We start from the raw sequence: 17,938 nt of genomic DNA, 5'->3' as shown, positions 1-17,938 counted from the left end.
GCGAGGGCTCGCCTGCGGCCTCGCGTTCGTTTGGCTCGCTGTGCGTCGCAAGAGCCGGCGAGGTGGATTGGGGGGAGAGCACCGCCGGCGAGACTGGGGGCGCTTTTTGTGGGAGCCGATTGATCGGCGATGGGTGCTTGCCGCAACCGCACCCTGGCCCGCTATCGCGGGATCGCCGATAAATCGGCTCCCACATGTAGGTAGATGGTCATTTGTGGGAGCCGCTTCAGCGGCGATGGGTGCTTGCCGCACGCTGGCCCGCTATCGCGGGATCGCCGATGAATCGGCTCCCACACATCGTCCTCGTAACGTCCACGCCTGAGCGACGAACAAAAAAAGCCCCAGCTATGCCGGGGCCTCTTGCGGAGAGCGGCAACGACAGCGCCTCAGCGCAATCCCGTCTCCGCACGCGCGATCACCAGACGCTGGATCTCGCTCGTGCCTTCGTAGATCTCGGTGATCTTCGCATCGCGGAAATAGCGTTCCAGCGGCATTTCCTTCGAGTAGCCCATGCCACCGTGGATCTGCACGGCCTGATGGGTGATCCACATCGCCGCTTCGGAAGCGACCAGCTTGGCCATCGACGCCTCGGTACCGAAACGACCGCCAGTCTTCTCAACCTGACCCTTGGTCCACGCGGCACGCAAGGTCAGCAGCAGGGCCGAATCCAGCTTGCACTTCATGTCCGCGATCTTCGACTGGGTCATCTGGAACGTGCCGATCGGGTGGCCGAAAGCCTTGCGATCGCGCGACCAGGTCAGCGTGGCTTCGTACGCGGCGCGAGCGATACCGATCGCCTGCGAAGCAATACCGATGCGACCGGCGTCCAGCACGCCCATGGCGATGCCAAAACCCTTGCCTTCGGCGCCGAGCATGTCGCCGGCCGGGCATACGTAGTCGTGGAACTCGATCTCGCAGGTGGCCGAGGCGCGGATGCCGAGCTTCGGTTCGGTCTTGCCGGCGGCGAAGCCCGGGCGCTTGGTATCGATGATGAAGGCCGACACACCACGAGCACCCATTCCCGGCGTGGTCACCGCGAACAGCACGATGTAGCGGGCGACCGGACCGGAGGTGATCCAGCTCTTCTTGCCGTTGATCACCCAGTCACCCTCGGCGTTCTTCACGGCGCGGGTGTGCATGTTCGACGCATCCGATCCCGACTGCGGCTCGGTGAGCGCGTACGCGCCGATGGCTTCGCCCGAGGCGATGGCTCGCACGTACTTCTGCTTCTGTTCTTCGGTGCCGTTCTTCAGGATGCCGTTGCAGAACAGCGAGTTGTTCACCGACATGATCGTCGAGGTGGCGGCATCGGCCGCGGCGATCTCGACCATGGCGAGCACGTAGGCCACCGGGTCCATGCCCGCGCCACCGTACTCTTCAGGCACCTCGATGCCCATCAGGCCCAGCTGGCCCATTTCCTGGATGTTCTCCAGGGGGAATTCACCCTTGGCATCGTGTTCGGCCGCGACGGGGACGATGCGCTTCTGGGCGAAGTCGCGGGCGATGGACTGAATCGACAGTTGGTCGTCGGTGAAGCGGAAATCCATGAGCATTCCTCGGGCCGGCCGGGAGGTCGGCAAGTCTTGGGGTAGAGACAAGCCGCCCATTCTAACGGCCGTTCGAGCCGTTGCCTCCATGCACTGCAACATCGGCCTTGACGCTGGGGCGGCGTGGCCGCATCCTTATGTATCTCTCTATCGCGATAAAAGGATTCGGCATGGACTTGTCGACGGCCTCCACCGTGCTTCGCCTGCTGGCCGACCCCACGCGCGTCCGCCTGCTCGCCCTGCTGGATCGCGAGGAGTTGACCGTGGCCGAGCTGGCCGCCGTGCTCCACCTCGCCCAGCCACGCGTATCGACCCACCTGGCCAAACTCAAGGAAGCCGAGCTGGTCCGCGACCGCCGGGCCGGCGTGTCCGCCTATTATCGCGCCAACGCAGAGGCCGACCCCACGCTGGCTGCGCTGGTGGCTTCGCTGCGCGACACCCTGAGCGACGCCCTGCTCCGTGAAGACGCTGAGCGTCTGCCGGCGGTCCTCGCCCAGCGGGCGCGCACGGAAGGCTGGGCGGACACCGTCGCCGGGGACATGGAGCGCCATTATTCGCCGGGGCGCACCTGGGAAACCCTCGCGCGCTCCCTGCTCCAGTTGCTGGCGACCGGCGATGTCCTCGACATCGCATCGGGCGACGGCGTCACCGCGGAGTTGCTCGCGCCGCACGCCCATTCCATCGTCTGCGTCGACAGTTCGGAGCGGGTGGTCGACGCCGCGCGCCAGCGCCTGGCCAGCTTCACCAATGTGGACGTCCGTACCGGCGACATGCACGCGCTGGACCTCGACGACAACCGCTTCGACCTTGTCCTGCTGCTCCACGCCCTCACGTATGCGGAGCGACCGCAAGCCGTGTTCGCCGAGGTGGCGCGGGTGCTCAAGCCGGGCGGAAGGCTGCTCGTTTCCACCCTGGGAGAGCACGAGCATCGCGCCGTGATCGAGCCCTTCGACCACCGCAACCTGGGCTTCACCTGCGACGGCCTGGTCGCGATGGCGAAGGCGGCCGGGCTGGATGTCGTCAGCTGCGACCGCCTCAGCCGCGAGCGCCGCGCGCCGCATTTCGAAGTCATCAGCCTGCTCGCACGTAAGCCCTGACCGGAGACCGCCGATGAGCACCCTACCCTGGCTCCATCCCGACCGCGTCGCCCTCATCGAGAAGGCCTTGTCCGAGCGGATCATGATTCTCGACGGCGGCATGGGCACCATGCTCCAAGGCCATCGGCTGGACGAATCCGGCTACCGCGGCGAGCGCTTTTCCGGCGGCCTCGACAGCCACCACACACACGACCACGACCATCCCGGCGAGTGCGACCTGAAGGGTAATAACGACCTGCTCCTGCTGACCCAGCCGGAGATCATCCGCGGCGTCCACATGGCCTACCTGGAAGCGGGCGCGGATTTCGTCGAGACCAATACCTTCAACGCGACGCGCGTGAGCCAGGCCGACTATCACCTCGAGCACCTGGTGCCCGAGCTCAACCGCGAGGGCGCACGCATCGCGCGGGAAGCCTGCGACGCCATGACCGCGCTGACGCCGGACAAGCCGCGCTTCGTCATCGGCGTCCTCGGCCCGACCAGCCGCACGGCGTCGATCTCGCCGGATGTGAACGATCCGGGTTTTCGCAACATCAGCTTCGAGGCGCTCACCAACAACTACATCGAATCGGCGCGGGCGCTGATCGAAGGTGGCGCGGACACCATCATGGTCGAGACCATCTTCGACACGCTCAATGCCAAGGCGGCACTGTTCGCGCTCACCGAGCTGTTCGACGAACTCGGCGCCCGCGTTCCCGTGATGATCTCCGGCACCATCACCGACCGCTCGGGACGCACGCTGTCGGGACAGACCGCCGAAGCGTTCTTCTACTCGGTGGAGCACATCCGACCGCTGTCGGTGGGCCTCAACTGCGCCCTCGGCGCGGAGGACCTTCGCCCGCATGTGCAGATGCTCTCACGCATCGCCGGCAGCGCCGTCAGCACGCATCCGAACGCAGGCCTGCCCAACGCCTTCGGCGAGTACGACGAGACACCCGAGGCCATGGCCTCCACCATCGCCAGCTTCGCCGCCGAGGGCCTGCTCAATATCGTCGGCGGCTGTTGTGGCACGACGCCCGCCCATATCGCGGCGATCGCCGCCGCCGTGGCGCCCTACCCGCCGCGTGTACGCCAGGACGCCGCGCAAGCCGCATGACCACTCTCCGCCATACCCGACTCTCCGGCCTCGAGCCGCTGATCCTCACGCCCGACCTGAACTTCGTCAATGTCGGCGAGCGCACCAACGTCACCGGATCGGCGCAGTTTCGCAAGCTGATCAAGGAAGGCCGCTACGAAGAAGCGGTCGACGTCGCGCGCCAGCAGGTGGAGAACGGCGCGCAGATCATCGACATCAACATGGACGAAGGCCTGATCGATTCCGAAGCGGCGATGACGCGCTTCGTCAACCTGATCTCCTCCGAGCCCGACATCGCGCGCGTGCCGATCATGGTCGACTCCTCCAAATGGAGCGTGATCGAGGCCGGCCTGCGCTGCATGCAGGGCAAGGGCATCGTCAACTCCATTTCCATGAAGGAAGGCGAGGCGCTGTTCCTCGAACATGCGCGCAAGGTACGCCAGTACGGTGCCGCCGTGGTCGTGATGGCCTTCGACGAAGTGGGTCAGGCGGATACCAAGGAGCGCAAGATCGAGATCTGCTCGCGCGCCTACGAGCTGCTGGTCAACGAGGTGGATTTTCCACCCGAGGACATCATCTTCGACCCGAACATCTTCGCGATCGCGACCGGTATCGAAGAACACAACAACTACGCGGTGGACTTCATCGAAGCCACCCGCGAGCTGAAGAAACGCTTTCCCTCGTCGCACATTTCCGGCGGCGTCTCCAACGTGTCCTTCTCGTTCCGTGGCAACAACCCCGTGCGCGAAGCGATTCACTCGGTGTTCCTCTACCACGCGATCGCCGCGGGCATGGACATGGGCATCGTCAACGCCGGCGGCCTGTCGATCTACGACGACCTGCCCGACGAACTGCGCGAGCGCGTCGAGGACGTGGTGCTCAACCGCCGCGCCGACGGCACGGAGCGCCTGCTCGAGATCGCCGACAAGTACAAGGGTGGCAAGGCCGAAGTCGCTGTCGAGACCGCCGCCTGGCGCGAGAAGCCGGTGATCGATCGCCTGAGCCATGCGCTGGTCCACGGTATCGACCAGTTCGTGGTCGAAGACACCGAGGAACTGCGCCTGATCTCCAAGCGTCCGCTCGACGTGATCGAAGGACCGCTGATGTCCGGCATGAACATCGTCGGCGACCTCTTCGGCGCCGGCAAGATGTTCCTGCCCCAGGTGGTGAAGTCGGCGCGCGTGATGAAGAAGGCCGTCGCCCACCTGATTCCCTTCATCGAGGAAGAGAAGAAGATTTCCGGCGACAGCGCGAAGAACAACGGCAAGATCGTGCTGGCCACCGTGAAGGGCGACGTCCACGACATCGGCAAGAACATCGTCGGCGTGGTGCTCCAGTGCAACAACTTCGAGGTCTTCGACCTCGGCGTCATGGTACCGACGCAGAAGATCCTCGATACCGCACGTGAGGTCGGCGCCGACATCATCGGTCTCTCCGGCCTGATCACGCCCTCCCTGGAAGAGATGAGCCAGGTGGCGCGCGAGATGCAGCGCCAGGACTTCCACGTGCCGCTGATGATCGGCGGAGCGACCACGTCGCGCGCGCACACCGCGCTGCGCATCGAGCCCCATTACAAATCGCCGACCGTGTGGGTGAAGGACGCGTCGCGCGCCGTGGGCGTAGCCCAGTCGCTGGTCAGCAAGGACCTCATCGACGACTTCATGATCAAGGTTCGCGCCGACTACGCCGAAGTGCGCGAACGGCACAAGGGTCGCGGCACCGGCAAGCAGCTCGTCCCGCTGGCCAAGGCCCGCGCGCAACGCTTTGTCGGCGAGTGGCAGACCTATGTGCCGCCGACGCCCAAGGCTCTCGGCATCACCGCCTTTGAGGACTACGACCTCGCCGAACTGCGCAGCTATATCGACTGGTCGCCCTTCTTCAACGCGTGGGAGTTGGCGGGCAAGTTCCCGGCGATCCTCACCGACGAGGTCGTCGGCACGCAGGCCACCGAGCTCTACAACGACGCCCAGGCCATGCTCGACACGTTGATCGCCGAGAAATGGCTCACCGCCAAGGGCGTGATCGGCTTCTGGCCGGCCGCGCAGACCGGCGACGATATCGAGGTCTATGCCGACATCGGCACGGGCAAGCGCAAGGCGCTGGCCACGCTACGCCACCTGCGCCAGCAGGTCGACAAGCCGGTGGAGCGACCGGACTTCTGCCTGGCCGACTTCATCGCGCCCAAGGACAGCGGCGTGCAGGACTGGATCGGCGGCTTCGCCGTCACCGCCGGCATCGGTATCGACGAACACGTGGCCCGTTTCGAGGCGGCGCACGACGACTATTCGTCCATCCTGCTCAAGGCCCTGGCCGACCGCCTCGCGGAAGCCTTCGCCGAGCGCCTGCACGAGCGCGTACGCAAGGAATTCTGGGGCTACCAGCCGGATGAGGCCCTGGACAACGATACCCTGATCGCCGAAAGCTACCGCGGCATCCGCCCTGCCCCCGGCTACCCGGCCTGTCCGGAGCACACCGAGAAAGGCACGCTGTTCGAACTGCTCGACGCGACGACGCATACCACGGTGCGGCTCACCGAGGGCTTTGCGATGTATCCGACGGCGGCGGTCTCGGGCTGGTACTTCTCGCACCCGGACAGCCAGTACTTCGTGGTCGGCCGGCTGGGCCGCGAGCAGGTCGAGGACTATGCCAGGCGCAAGGGCTGGGACCGCACCGAGGCCGAGCGCTGGCTGGCGCCCTATCTGGATTACGACCCGGACTGATCAGGTCTCTTCGGGGCCGCCCGGCTTGATCTCTTCGTTCCGGTTACGGTGCTTCAGGTGGGCGAACACGTTGTAGAACGACACCAGCATCGGGAAGGCCGTCTGGATGATGCCGACCGAGTCGTTCTTGCCCCAGATGAAGTACGCCAGGGTGAGCACGCTGCCGAAGACCGACAGGTACCAGAAGGACATCGGTACCGTGACCTTCTTGTTCTTTTTCGTGGCGTAGAACTGGACGAACCAGCGCGCCGTGAAGAGCAGCGTGCCGAGCAGGCCGATGACCTTCCAGGGAGTCAGGATCAACAGGTGAAGGTTTGCGAGGGCTTCGTGCATGGCGGGGTCCGGTGAGTCAGCGGGCGCATTGTACCGGCGGGAGCTTTAGCGGGCCTTAAAACGGTCGGACACAAAAAACCCGGCCTTGAGCCGGGCTTTCGTTTTTCATGGTGGGCGGTACAAGGATCGAACTTGTGACACCTGCCGTGTGAAGGCAGTGCTCTACCGCTGAGCTAACCGCCCATCGAGCGCGGCATTTTAAGGCCTGCCGCGCTCGTCGTCAATTACCTCAGTTCAGGATCTCCCGCCAGTTGGCACGAGTCAGGCCCGGCGGCAGACCGCCACTACCCATCTTGGCCGTCGCCGGCACATTCGACGTCTGGCCGTAGAGCAGCACGAACGAGCCGTCGGGCAGCTGCACCGCTTGCAGGTTGGTCACGGCACTGGTCGTAGTGATGAACGACTGAGGCTTACCGGCGGAGTCGAGGAAGTTCGACTGGCCCGACGAGAACGTCGAGGAGTAGACCGCGCCCTTCAACGAGCAGGGATCCGACGTCGGGATCAGCGTTCCCCAGTTGATGGCGAAGATGCCGGCCACCGCATCGGGATCGACCACGATCCGCTCCGTCGCCAGCGTGCCGTCGCCGGCTGTGCCGGTCAGGTCGTAATACCAGCCGCTGTCCGCGTCCTGAAGGTTGAGGTTCGTCGTCAGATCGTTCTTCGCAAGCTTCGAGCGGGTCAGCGGCAGGCCTGTCGTTGCCGGCGTCGAGCCCGTACCGTCGCGCAGCGCGTACATCGTCTGGGTCTGCGTGTCGGTCAGGTCAGAGGTGTCCAGGAACTTGCCGGTACCGACGAACACCCAGCGGCGCGTATCGATGCCCGAGGAGGAATAGTCGAGCTCGATGCGCGGCGCGGTCGTGATCGGCTGGCTAGCGCCCTTGGAATCTTTCAGCGTGGCGAATAGCACCGGGGTTGGATAGTTTCCCGTCCCCGACAGGTCGAAGCGCCAGACATCGCCCTGGAGATCGCCTGCGTATACCTGCTCGATCGTGTTATCCGAGACGTCCTGTACGAAAGCAGACGGACGCGACAGACCGATCGGCGTCGTCAGGCTGCCGGTCGGTGTCTGCAGCGTCTCCAGCAACGCACCGGTCTGTGCGTTGAGGACGAACAGGTAGCCGATACCGTCCGCGTTGTTGTACCCGGAGGTCACCAGCACCACCCAGCCGTACTTACGCGTCTTGACGATCAGCGGCCGGGCATATGTGTAACCCATCTTCGCGTCGGTGAATTCCCAGAGAACCTTCTTGGTGATCTCTGTAATGTCCGGCTTGGTCACGCCAATGGAGGTGGGCGCGTCGGTAATGTCGAGGGCGTAAATGCCCTTACCACCCTTGCCCAGTCCGCCCACGAGCAGCGTGTGCCAGTCCTGTGTCGCCGGGCGCGTTCCAGCCACACCCGGCGTCGTCACCGTCCACTTGAAGTCAACGTCGCCGACTTGCGGCGTCTGGTCGACATAGAAATGGTGAGAGAAGCTGGCACCGCCCGCCGTCACGCCCTTGAGGTTGGCCAACGCGGCGAGTCCATCCACGTTAGGCGTGCCGTTCGGCCCGTTGTATACAAACGACGGAACGTAGGCGAAAAGTTCCTGGCCGCCGCCGCCGAAGTTATAGCCCACCGGGGTAGGCTGGAGGGTGGCGTCGAAGGCGTGGAGCATGCCGTCGTTGGCGCCGACGTACACCACGGGAGCACGGTTGGCTACCTTGGTCTTGAACGCTGCATAGCCCGGATTCGCGGCCTCCGTATACGAAGTGTTCAGCGCACCCTGGACGAGTGCTGCCTGCGAACTCACCACGTCGCCGAGCAAGCCGGTGCGGATTCGATACTTCGTACCCTCTTTCGAGCGATCGCCGCGCAGGTAGTCGAGGAGGGCCGAGTCGCTACGAAGTGCGGTCTGCTGGGCCGTCGAGATCGTTCCCCAAGTGAAGGCCTTTGGCGTCCCGCCGACCATGGTGACGATACGGCGCAGGTCGCGCCAACCGACCACGGTGGTGTCCGAACTCACATAGGACGTCAGCAGCGACAACTGTGACGTGGCACTCCACGGCGTTGTCACCTGCGCCAGGTTGGCGCCAACGACAGCGGATGCCGCGTAACCCTGTACCTCGCCCGTCCACACACCGGGCAGGTACCGCGTCGTGTAGGTCGGGAAGCCGGCGCTCGGCGAATAGTAAGGCGCCGCGTTGGCCGCGACATTCGTAAGCACCCGAGAAGGCGAGACGCTTGGCCCAGCCGCATAAAACGACTGACTCGACGACACGTTGGTGAAGATCGACGACAGCCCCGAGACGATCAGGTCGGGACGATTACCGATGAAATAGTTGTCCGGGCGCAGATCCGTCCCGCCGGTGTAGGAAACGACGGATGTGTTTGTATGCCAGGTAAGGATGCTGGTCGGCTGCCCACTCCCCGTGATGTCGCTGAAACCACCGTATTTAGCCGCCAGCCAGTACATGTTCGGACCGTGACTACCGGCTTTCGACGTCAGGTTGAAGATATCGTTGCCCTTCGAGCCGTCGTAACCGCCTGGTTCCATGACGTCGACGACGTACGTATCGACCGTCTGCTTGCCTTGGAAGTTGGGGGAAAAGGTAGAATCCGGCCTGATGTCATTGACATGAGCGAAGTACGCAAGGCCCGCCATGTTGTATGTGGAATCGGTGCCCGCGCCAGGCTCGGCGAGATCCGCAAGATTTGTCACGCCCATCAGCGACGCCATGGACTTCGAGGCGGCCGTTCCTGTTGAAGGGTCGTATTCGAGCAGGGGCAGGTTACCGAGCATGTTCGTGTACTTGCCCGCGTCGGCACCGTTCACCACAGGCAGCGTCGTACGATTGGATACACCGCAGGTCGAATTGCTACCGATGGCATTCGAGGACGTCGGCACACCCGAATCGCAGTGCGTGTGGGCGTCGCCGATCATCAGGATCGCATTGCTCTGGCACGTATACGCCATGGGGTCCGGGACATCCCAAACCCCTTTGGTAGGCTGATTCTTGAATATGGGAAAAGTCGTATCCAGCGAATTGGTTGTCGTCACGTTCGCCGTGTATGCATCGGCAAGAGGCACGCGCATGTAATAGGCCAATGTCGCCCAATACAGGTCGGCAATCGTGTCATAGCGTTCGTAGTCGTTCGTGTTGCCGAACTTGTTCAGGTAGTTGATCACGCCACTGTCGGTCGGTTTCACGCCGCCAGCGGCAAGCCCGTCAGCCACATCGGGATTCTTGGCCAGGACGCCCGTGCTCGCATCCCACTCCGAGTTGGGATTGGGCTGCCGAGCACCGTTGCCGTTATAAGTGGTCGGGCCATTATCGCGAAGCAGGGCGCGGATGGCACCGTTGGGGTAGTCGGCACCGGTACTGGTGAACTTGTACGTGTATGCCGAGGCGCCGACGCGGATACGATCGAAATTCTGCTGAATCAGGCCTTCAGGCTTGTAGTTCGAACCGTAGGCCTTACAGTTGCTTTCCGTCTGCCCGGAAACACAGACAGCTACGCGCGCGTTGAACACCCTCTGGTTGGTGGTCTTCGTTGCGTCGAAGTCCGAGCGGTCCGACACGATGAACGTCGTGCCCTGGTTGTACGAGCGGATATACAGCGTCCCCTGACTCGCCAGCGGTGGGTTCGGCGTAGCCGGTACGGTGACGGGCACGGTGTCGGTGCCGACCACGGTGCTCGGCGAAACGTTCGCCGAAGACGACAACTTGCGGTCTGGGAAATTGCCGACGCTGCTCTGGGTACCCAGCTTGGAACGTATCAGAATCGTATTCGTGGCCGTATCCACATCGCGCGAGCCACCCGTGAGCGCCTGACGAAATTCGTCCAGCGACGTCATGAGTGCCCAGTTCAGCATGTTGCCGCTCCAGTAGCCGGAACAGACCGGACCCGAGACGCCCGCCACCGGCTTGAAGAAGTCGCCGAGGACGGTGCCGTCGCTTGCGGTCTGTCCCACCACATACGTGTAGCACTTCGCGTTATCGAAGTAGCCCAGGTATTTCATGTTCGAGTAGTAGCAACTGCCCACGTTGCTGACCGTACCGGTGCAGCTCGAGATCGACTGCAGGTTGCCGCTCGAATCGGTGTAGACGTATGGAATACCTGTGGCGTCCTTATAGGCCGCGACCACCGCTGTCGGGAACTCCACCGACAGCGCCAGCATCAGGTTTGCCGGGACCGTGCTCGCGCTGTACAGCGGCAAGTCGGAGAGCGGGGTGTTCGCTGCCGAGGCCATGCCGCCGCACATCGCTGCAACCAGCGTAAACGCGGCTGTCAACCAGCGCGCGCCGGGGATGAATCGTTTGGATGTCTGCATGGCCATTCCAGTGGGCACGTGGCCCGATGTCATTCGCGAAGTCCGACGGGGCCGGGCACCGTCATTACTGTCAAGCGGCCAGACGCGGCCACCAGGTCAACGCAGGATCGTCTGTACGAAAGCGACGGAATTCTTCGGTCCATCCACGCGTACGCTGAGGCGGAAAGCCGCGGCGGAACCCGTGGTGTTGAACGGAATACCGGGATCGCTCGTGGTATTAGAACTCGTGCCGCCGGTGATCGCCTTGCCCGGAACGATGCAAGAGGACAGCGTGGCGTCGACATTGGGCAGGGGACACAGGCGCTCGACGACGTAGTGCACCAAATTTCCCGACGTCACGGTGCCGTAGGCCAACTCCTTGGTACCGACCCAGTTGTTGCCGGGGCCGGCGTCATACAAGATTTTCGGCAAGTCGCCGCGCACCTCGGACACGGTCTGCACCGACGAGTAGTAACCAACGCCAGCGTTGTCCGCGTTGCTGGTGGGCGGCGTGTAGACGTTCAGCGTCTTGGCTTCGGTGTAGGCCCGGTCTGCTTCCTGCAGCACCGCCTGGCGGAACGCCAGACTTCCCGCGACGGTGTTCGCGGTATCCACCGAGCGCATCAGCGCGACGACGGCGAACAGCGTCACGATCAGCACGATGAGGGCGATCAGTGTCGCGACCATGCCTCTCTGTCGGGCGGGGCCACCTTGAAAGCCTGCGATACGATGTGCGTTCGGCATTAGGGCGGCCTCAGAAGTACTGCTTTATGTAGTTGTTACGCACCGGAATGGTCATGTCGTAGGCCTTGTACCGGTACTGCGGTAGCGTCGGGATCGTGTACTGCAGTTTCGCGGGCTGGTCTTTGAACAGCACCATCGTCGTGGCGCCGGTGTAGCCGATGTAAGCCGCGCCCTGCACAGATGCCGCCGTTGCAGGCGCCGCACGCTCCTGTTGACGGCTCTGCACCACCACGACCACGCGCACCGCCAGGATCTGCGCACGCAGGGCATCCGCCGTCGTGGTATCCGGATCCGGAGCCAGCTTGGTGATATCCCACGCTCCGCTCGGCTGGACCCACTCATCGATGGTGCCGTCGTTCGCAGCGCCACCGTTTGCGCCGTCGTCCACGCCATAGAGCGTCTTCATGTTGACGACGCTGTCTGCCACCGGTGTCGGAGCGACGACTGCGGCGCTCGTCGCCGTCCTCTGAAGAAGATCGAAGACGACCAGGGAGTTCGTCTTCGTATCCACTCCGTAGAGGTTGATTGCCGGATCGGAACCCCAGTCCATCAGATAGCCGGCACCCGAGTAGGCGCCCTGGAATCCGTTGGTCGGTGAGTCCGCGACGCCGAGCGTCAGCGAGCCCGTGCCCGAACCAACCGTCACCGCGGTGGCCTTGCCCAGCGAGCAGGCGCCGCTCTTGTCGGAGACGAGCACATAATCGTTCGGCAGGAATCCAAAAGCGTTGTCGACGATGACCGTGCTCGTTGTGGTCGACGTGATGTTGGACTTGAATGTGCGCTGTGACGCGTTACCACGGATCACGCCGATCACGTCGGGCGCGGTGGCGCCGCCACTGGCGACGAGCACGGGCGTCGCCAAGGTCTTCTTTGGCCAGTTGGCGAACGGCGCACCCAGGTTCGAGGTCAGCGGCAGCCGTTGGGTCGAAGCCGACCAGGCAGTGATTACGCACCCCCACACGCCGTAGTTCTTACCCTGAACCAGTGCGCTACCTGCGGTACGAATTTCGCGTTCGAGCGCCACGGCGGCGAAGCTGCCATTCTGCTGCGCATCGCTACCCGAGGTCGTCGTGCGCTTCTGCGACTCGAATGCCGCAAATGCGGCCATCATCCCGAGCGTGCAGATGATACTGATCAGAATGCCCACCATGAGCTCGACCAGCGAGAAGCCCGCGGACTTCGCACGGCCGTTTGACATCGACATGCCCCCTGCTCCTTCGCTTACGTTCGATCGATCTGGGTGATGGAGACGTATTGATGTGCCGCGTCGCCGGAAGCCGCGTTCTGCGCCTTCCAGCGAACCGTGATCGTGACGACGCCAGCCGCCGTCACCGCGACGGTTGGCGGATTGGCCGTGACGCCCGGGAGACAATTGGAGGTCTGGTCGGCGGTCGAGCAGTCGAGCTGCTTGAGCCACGCCGCGTATTGCGGCGCGGTGGTCGCGCCGACGTCGCCGGCAAACTGGGCAACCAGTGTCTTCGGATCCGATATCCACATCTGGGTGATCAGGCGGTCCGCCTGCAGCGCCGCATCAGTACGGTATTTCGCGTCACTGGAAAGCAGCGTGGCGTTGGCCTGCACAGCCATCAGACCGAGGATGCCGAAGGAAAAAATCAGGATCGCGATGAGCGCGTCGAGCAGCACGAAGCCGCGACTACCGGGAGCACGAAGTGGGAGTGATTTCACGGTCGATTCCTCACTTGCAGCCGTTCGGTGCGGTGGTCTTCGGCAAACGGACATCGCACATCTGCACGGATCCCCCTGCCGAAATGGTCGTGGCAAGCCAACGTGTGTCGGTATTGCTCGGGAAAGAAGCATCGATACGCAGCAACGCGGTGGTGCCGTAGTCCGGAACCAGGGGTCGCGCCAGCGGGCCAAACGTAATACCTCCTGGTAACCCACCCGTCAACGCCGCATAGGTCGTGAGGTCCGCTGTCGCCTTGGACGCAGTGATCACAATACCTGCGCTATCCGCGACGCCATGCTGGTCGATGACCGTACCGTCGACACAGGCCGTCTTTCCTACCGGCAGCTCACACACCTGCCAGGTTGCGTCCGTGGAGGTGAGTTCGAAGCGAACGTTCTTACCGCGCTGCGCGGCTTCGTTGCGCGCTGTGCGCAAGCCGTTCTGAATCGACTCCGCAGCGCCACGAATGCGCGTGTTCAGCACCCACGTACGGTAGTTCGGCACCGCTAGGCCCACCAGGATCGCAACGATGGTAACGACTACCATGAGTTCGAGCAGGCTGAAGCCCCCGGCGTGACGACGTGTCATGAACACGAACCATCCTTGCGCAGGATCCAGCACGTGGTCGAAGCGGTCCAGCCCTTGGCCGTCGGCACCGCCGTGGTGGCGCGATTGTTCAGTTGGTCGATCGTGAAGGTAAAACCATCGGCTCCCTGACCCGTCGTCCCTGTGGCGGTGGCCAGGAACGTCGACGCGGTCCCTGTGCACGTATAAGTGAAGTAGTTCTTTGGGGAGCTGGGCAGGGTCGCGCCGCAGGTCGTTCCGCTACTTACGTAGGTTCGGTTGTCCTGGAAGTACTGCTCCATCTTCGTCCGGTAATCGGTCAGAAGATTCTGAGCCTCCGTCAGCTTCGACCTTGTGACGTAATCCCGGTACGTGGGAATCGCGATGGCCGCCAGGATGGCGATGATGGCGACAACGATCATCAGTTCGATCAGGGTAAAGCCCGACGAACGACGCCCGACGCGCGACGAGATGCGTTGATTCACTGTGTTCCCCCCAGCCAGCCGGTTCCGGCAGCCGAACAGTAGTCCGCCTCGGGTGTCCAGACTAGAACTGTCTGACGAGCGGCAAGTGTCTGCCGACGAGCGGTGTCCGCCCGTCCCGACACGGGCCGGTAGCCTCGGGATAACAAAGCGGTCACGACTCCCCAGCGACAATGCGCAGGTCACGAAGGAGTCTTTCCGTGCTTGCGCAATATGTATTCACCTCGGCCGAATGCCCGTTCCGCATCGTCCATCACGGCCACCGTTGGCGTGCCCTGCGCGGCGACAGCGAAGTGGGGCGCTTCGACTCGCCAGAGGAGGCCATCGCCAGCCTGCGGGAAATGTATGCCGGCGCACGCCTTCCCCGCCGCCTGTCCGACTGGCGCTTCCTGCCCGCTGCCGCCCTGGGCCACCTTGCCCCGCCCAGCGCCGTCGCGCTCGCCCGCCTCGCCGCGGCCTGAGCCACGGGTCAATCACCGTCGATGAGCTCGTCGACGCTCTGCCTGGCCTTTTCCAGCAGTCGATTCAGGCGAGCGCAATCCTGCAGGTGGCTCCCCGCATCGCGCGTGCCCACCGTCAGGACTTCCACGTCGTTACGCAGCAGTGTGTAGCCGCTGGCGCTGCAGAGGATGTCGTAGCCCCTGTAGTGCTGAACTGGTGTGTGCATCGCCGTTTCCGTCGGTCAAAGCGCCATGGACCGCCAATGGCCATGATCGTCCTCTACTCTCAGCTCGACTGACGCCCCCTGCCCGGTGCGTGCCCGCGCCTGTGTCAGTGCGTACCTCAAGGCATCTTTTTCATGCCGAAAACGCACAGGCACGTCCGAGTCGACGCGCACAGCCCAATCCGCTCCGACCTCGGGAGGCTGGACGACGTAGATGCGCACGTAACGTTCGCTCATGGTGGTTTCCGCGCCTGGCTCCGGCCTGTGTCTCACCCTTTCCATGAAGACCGTGTGTGTGCCGGATTCGCCCGGCAGGGGGGATATCAGGGGTGACGGGGCCACTCCCGCGCCAGCATGGCGAAGATCACGTCGTCGACCCACTCGCCCCGGAAAAAGTAACTCTCCACGTGGTGTGCTTCCTGCCGAAAGCCCAGCGACCTCAACAAGGCCATACTCGACACGTTGCGCGGATCGACCGAACCCACGGCGCGCCGGTAGCCCCACTCATCGAAGGCCAGGTCCAGCACGGCCCCCATCGCCTCACGGGCAAAGCCCCGGCCCTGGCGCTCCGGGCGCAGGGAAAGACCGAACTCGATGGGATCGTCCGTGCTGACCGGGAAGTGCACGCCGAAGTCGCCAAGTAACTCGCCGGTGGCCTTGTCGCGGATCGCCAGTTGGCACCAGCTGTCCGCGGTGCCGAACGCGAGCAGGGATTGATCGCCGATGAAGGCCTCCGCCGCTGCCAGGTCGGCGGGCCTCCAGCCCTGGTAGCGCGCGACGGCTTCGTCGCCACGATAGGCGAACAGCGTCGGTGCATCCGTCGCGACGAGTCGATCCAGTCGCAATCGCGCGGTAACGATGGCGATGTCCTGTGTGCCGTCCACGATGCTTATCCTTGACGATTTTCGCCGCACGTTAGCATTTCTTTACGCAGGCGTTACCCGGAAAGCGCCCGAGTGGCGCAGCGTTTTTACGCATCCCGGCCGGATACTGCACTCCCGACTTACTGGAGCAGCGAACGATGTCGATCGTCGTGATCACCGGCCCGCGTCGTGACGCGGTACAGGCCACCATGGCCGATGACGCGATGTGGCGCCTGTGGGAGCGCGCGCAGGCGGCCGGCGTCGACCTGCTCTGGCGGCCCTGCCACGACTTCGTGGAGCTGACCGGCTACCTCGATCGCTCCACCGGCGACCAAGCCGAACTCGTCTTGCTCGATGTGGACGCCAACGATGTGCCGAACGAGGACATCGCGCCATTGCGCGACGCCCTCGCCCACCTGGGCGTGCCGTATATCGAGATCCACGACGACAGCGACGAAGCGGACGCATCGGCACTCGTGCCGGGTCATCCGTCGCTGGTCAGCGTGGTGGTGCCGGGCAATGCCGGCGCCGGCTACGACATGGCGCTATCTATCGGCTTGCGCTATCTCGCAGAGGATGCGCGGCTGGCCGCCTGATCCCGGCGACATGGCAGGCACAAAAAAACCCGCATCGGCGGGTTTTTTTGTGCCTCCGGGACCGCTCGACGGCAGTCCGGGAAGAATAGTGGTGCCGAAAATAGGAATCGAACCTACGACCTCATCATTACGAATGACGCGCTCTACCAACTGAGCTATTTCGGCGAGAACGGGGATTTTAGGGAAGCTTGGTGCGGGGCGCAAGCCTTAACCGGCCAGACGGAGCTCTTTAGGCAGGGCGAAGGTGATGTTCTCGGCCTCGCCGTCCAGCTCACGAACGCTACCCGCACCCCACGATTGCAGGCGCGCGATCACTTCCTGCACCAGCTTCTCCGGCGCCGAGGCGCCCGCGGTCACGCCGATGCGCGTCTTGCCTTCGAGCCAGCTACGCTCGATATGCTCGGCGCCGTCGATAAGGAACGAGGTGACGCCCTGCTTCTCGGCCAGCTCCTTGAGACGGTTCGAGTTGGAGCTGTTCACCGAACCCACCACCAGGACCAGGTCCACGGCGTCGGCGAGACGACGTACGGCATCCTGGCGATTCTGCGTGGCGTAACAGATGTCGTCCTTGCGTGGGCCTTCGATGGCGACGAACTTCGCGCGCAGCGCGCCGATGATGGCGATCGTGTCGTCGACCGATAGCGTGGTCTGGGTGACGAAGGCGAGCTTATCCGGCTGCGACGGTGCCAGCGCGGCGACGTCCTCCACCGACTCGACCAGGTAGATGTTGCCGCTATTGGCGGGATTCCACTGGCCCATCGTGCCTTCGACTTCCGGATGGCCGGCATGGCCGATCAGGATCACGTCGTGACCGGCGCGACCGAGGCGGGCGACTTCCATGTGCACCTTGGTCACGAGCGGGCACGTGGCATCGAAGACGTTGAGACGGCGACGGTCGGCCTCCTCGCGCACGGCCTTGGGCACGCCATGAGCGCTGAAGATCACCGTCGAGCCATCCGGCACGTCGTCCAGTTCCTCGACGAACACGGCACCGTCGGCGCGCAGGCGTTCGACGACGAAGCGGTTGTGAACGACTTCATGACGAACGTAGATGGGCGCACCGTAGGACTCGAGCGCACGCTCTACGATGGCGATCGCGCGATCGACGCCGGCGCAGAAACCGCGGGGATTGGCGAGCAGGATGTCCAAGGGGACCTCGAATGAGCGGTGGCGCCTGGGGGCGCCGGGACGGTCGAATTATCGCATGGCTGCCGGGCGGGCGCTCTGGCGGCCGCATCGCCGCTGAAGCGGCTCCCACAACGAGCCTGCACC

General features: G+C 63.8%; 17 protein-coding genes and 2 tRNA genes. 5 read left to right on the top strand and 14 right to left on the bottom strand.

Annotated elements, in window-relative coordinates:
- Window positions 1-386: 386 nt before the first annotated feature.
- On the bottom strand, window positions 387-1,607 hold the full coding sequence (locus tag VM621_RS09595; protein ID WP_325468745.1) for an acyl-CoA dehydrogenase family protein: 1,221 nt from the start codon (window positions 1,605-1,607) through the stop codon (window positions 387-389).
- Between the two features lie 110 nt (window positions 1,608-1,717).
- Here VM621_RS09595 and VM621_RS09590 point away from each other — a divergent pair, with 110 nt between their 5' ends.
- The 3 genes from VM621_RS09590 to metH are packed head-to-tail and all read left to right on the top strand — an operon-like array spanning window position 1,718 to window position 6,439.
- Complete coding sequence (locus tag VM621_RS09590) at window positions 1,718-2,644, top strand: metalloregulator ArsR/SmtB family transcription factor (RefSeq protein WP_325468744.1); 927 nt, start codon at window positions 1,718-1,720, stop codon at window positions 2,642-2,644.
- Between the two features lie 13 nt (window positions 2,645-2,657).
- The gene (locus VM621_RS09585) at window positions 2,658-3,740 is read left to right on the top strand and encodes a homocysteine S-methyltransferase family protein (protein WP_325468743.1); all 1,083 of its coding nucleotides are present in this window, start codon (window positions 2,658-2,660) and stop codon (window positions 3,738-3,740) included.
- Entirely contained in the window at window positions 3,737-6,439 is a 2,703-nt protein-coding gene (gene metH / locus VM621_RS09580; RefSeq protein ID WP_325468742.1) for a methionine synthase, read from the top strand. Before VM621_RS09585 ends, metH begins: the two co-directional genes overlap by 4 nt.
- Here metH and VM621_RS09575 read toward each other — a convergent pair whose 3' ends face one another.
- The 8 genes from VM621_RS09575 to VM621_RS09540 all read right to left on the bottom strand — a co-directional run bounded on the left by VM621_RS09575 (window position 6,440) and on the right by VM621_RS09540 (window position 14,546).
- A complete protein-coding gene (locus VM621_RS09575; protein WP_325468741.1) occupies window positions 6,440-6,772 on the bottom strand; it encodes a lipid-A-disaccharide synthase N-terminal domain-containing protein in 333 nt (110 codons plus the stop codon).
- Window positions 6,773-6,880: 108 nt separating this feature from the next.
- Window positions 6,881-6,955: transfer RNA gene (locus tag VM621_RS09570), tRNA-Val, on the bottom strand.
- 46 nt (window positions 6,956-7,001) lie between these two features.
- Entirely contained in the window at window positions 7,002-11,087 is a 4,086-nt protein-coding gene (locus VM621_RS09565) for a pilus assembly protein (protein ID WP_325468740.1), read from the bottom strand.
- A 96-nt stretch (window positions 11,088-11,183) separates the two neighbouring features.
- Window positions 11,184-11,753: a hypothetical protein gene (locus VM621_RS09560; RefSeq protein WP_325468739.1), complete on the bottom strand. Its 570-nt coding sequence runs from the start codon at window positions 11,751-11,753 to the stop codon at window positions 11,184-11,186.
- 67 nt (window positions 11,754-11,820) lie between these two features.
- Window positions 11,821-13,014, bottom strand: a complete 1,194-nt coding sequence (locus VM621_RS09555; protein ID WP_325468738.1) for a PilW family protein — start codon at window positions 13,012-13,014, stop codon at window positions 11,821-11,823.
- A 17-nt stretch (window positions 13,015-13,031) separates the two neighbouring features.
- Window positions 13,032-13,496 (bottom strand): hypothetical protein, encoded by a 465-nt coding sequence (locus VM621_RS09550; RefSeq protein ID WP_325468737.1) that lies wholly within the window; start codon window positions 13,494-13,496, stop codon window positions 13,032-13,034.
- Window positions 13,497-13,506: 10 nt separating this feature from the next.
- Complete coding sequence (locus VM621_RS09545) at window positions 13,507-14,085, bottom strand: GspH/FimT family pseudopilin (RefSeq protein WP_325468736.1); 579 nt, start codon at window positions 14,083-14,085, stop codon at window positions 13,507-13,509.
- A complete protein-coding gene (locus VM621_RS09540; RefSeq protein ID WP_325468735.1) occupies window positions 14,082-14,546 on the bottom strand; it encodes a type IV pilin protein in 465 nt (154 codons plus the stop codon). Before VM621_RS09540 ends, VM621_RS09545 begins: the two co-directional genes overlap by 4 nt.
- A gap of 197 nt (window positions 14,547-14,743) precedes the next feature.
- Between VM621_RS09540 and VM621_RS09535 the strand changes: the two genes are divergently transcribed.
- Entirely contained in the window at window positions 14,744-15,004 is a 261-nt protein-coding gene (locus VM621_RS09535) for a hypothetical protein (RefSeq protein ID WP_325468734.1), read from the top strand.
- A gap of 8 nt (window positions 15,005-15,012) precedes the next feature.
- On the opposite strand, the gene VM621_RS09530 is transcribed toward VM621_RS09535, so the two are convergent.
- From VM621_RS09530 to VM621_RS09520, 3 genes are all read right to left on the bottom strand, one after another.
- Window positions 15,013-15,210 carry a hypothetical protein gene (locus VM621_RS09530; protein WP_325468733.1) on the bottom strand — a complete coding sequence of 66 codons (198 nt, stop codon included), beginning with the start codon at window positions 15,208-15,210 and terminating at the stop codon, window positions 15,013-15,015.
- A 15-nt stretch (window positions 15,211-15,225) separates the two neighbouring features.
- Window positions 15,226-15,444 (bottom strand): hypothetical protein, encoded by a 219-nt coding sequence (locus VM621_RS09525; RefSeq protein WP_325468732.1) that lies wholly within the window; start codon window positions 15,442-15,444, stop codon window positions 15,226-15,228.
- Between the two features lie 86 nt (window positions 15,445-15,530).
- Complete coding sequence (locus VM621_RS09520) at window positions 15,531-16,091, bottom strand: GNAT family protein (RefSeq protein WP_325468731.1); 561 nt, start codon at window positions 16,089-16,091, stop codon at window positions 15,531-15,533.
- Between the two features lie 137 nt (window positions 16,092-16,228).
- On the opposite strand from VM621_RS09520, the gene VM621_RS09515 reads away from it, so the two are divergent.
- Window positions 16,229-16,666, top strand: coding sequence for a hypothetical protein (locus VM621_RS09515; RefSeq protein WP_325468730.1), 438 nt, complete (start codon window positions 16,229-16,231; stop codon window positions 16,664-16,666).
- An 89-nt stretch (window positions 16,667-16,755) separates the two neighbouring features.
- Here VM621_RS09515 and VM621_RS09510 read toward each other — a convergent pair.
- Together VM621_RS09510 and ispH are read right to left on the bottom strand one after the other, a co-directional pair.
- Window positions 16,756-16,831 (bottom strand) — tRNA-Thr (locus VM621_RS09510).
- A gap of 42 nt (window positions 16,832-16,873) precedes the next feature.
- Complete coding sequence (ispH, locus tag VM621_RS09505; protein WP_325468729.1) at window positions 16,874-17,815, bottom strand: 4-hydroxy-3-methylbut-2-enyl diphosphate reductase; 942 nt, start codon at window positions 17,813-17,815, stop codon at window positions 16,874-16,876.
- Window positions 17,816-17,938 lie beyond the last annotated feature (123 nt).

Source organism: Luteibacter sp. (assembly GCF_035539195.1).
Classification (GTDB): domain Bacteria; phylum Pseudomonadota; class Gammaproteobacteria; order Xanthomonadales; family Rhodanobacteraceae; genus Luteibacter.
The sequence above is the reverse complement of the archived record's forward strand: the minus strand, read 5'-3'. Positions and strand labels throughout refer to the sequence as shown.

Excerpts from the sequence above, each read along its gene's own strand:
- VM621_RS09575 (WP_325468741.1), bottom strand. The coding sequence starts at position 6,772 with ATGCACGAAGCCCTCGCAAACCTTCACCTGTTGATCCTGACTCCCTGG.
- VM621_RS09525 (WP_325468732.1), bottom strand. The coding sequence starts at position 15,444 with ATGAGCGAACGTTACGTGCGCATCTACGTCGTCCAGCCTCCCGAGGTC.
- VM621_RS09585 (WP_325468743.1), top strand. The coding sequence starts at position 2,658 with ATGAGCACCCTACCCTGGCTCCATCCCGACCGCGTCGCCCTCATCGAG.
- VM621_RS09590 (WP_325468744.1), top strand. The coding sequence starts at position 1,718 with ATGGACTTGTCGACGGCCTCCACCGTGCTTCGCCTGCTGGCCGACCCC.
- VM621_RS09545 (WP_325468736.1), bottom strand. The coding sequence starts at position 14,085 with ATGACACGTCGTCACGCCGGGGGCTTCAGCCTGCTCGAACTCATGGTA.
- VM621_RS09560 (WP_325468739.1), bottom strand. The coding sequence starts at position 11,753 with ATGGTCGCGACACTGATCGCCCTCATCGTGCTGATCGTGACGCTGTTC.
- VM621_RS09595 (WP_325468745.1), bottom strand. The coding sequence starts at position 1,607 with ATGGGCGGCTTGTCTCTACCCCAAGACTTGCCGACCTCCCGGCCGGCC.
- metH (WP_325468742.1), top strand. The coding sequence starts at position 3,737 with ATGACCACTCTCCGCCATACCCGACTCTCCGGCCTCGAGCCGCTGATC.
- VM621_RS09515 (WP_325468730.1), top strand. The coding sequence starts at position 16,229 with ATGTCGATCGTCGTGATCACCGGCCCGCGTCGTGACGCGGTACAGGCC.
- VM621_RS09565 (WP_325468740.1), bottom strand. The coding sequence starts at position 11,087 with ATGCAGACATCCAAACGATTCATCCCCGGCGCGCGCTGGTTGACAGCC.
- VM621_RS09555 (WP_325468738.1), bottom strand. The coding sequence starts at position 13,014 with ATGTCGATGTCAAACGGCCGTGCGAAGTCCGCGGGCTTCTCGCTGGTC.
- VM621_RS09530 (WP_325468733.1), bottom strand. The coding sequence starts at position 15,210 with ATGCACACACCAGTTCAGCACTACAGGGGCTACGACATCCTCTGCAGC.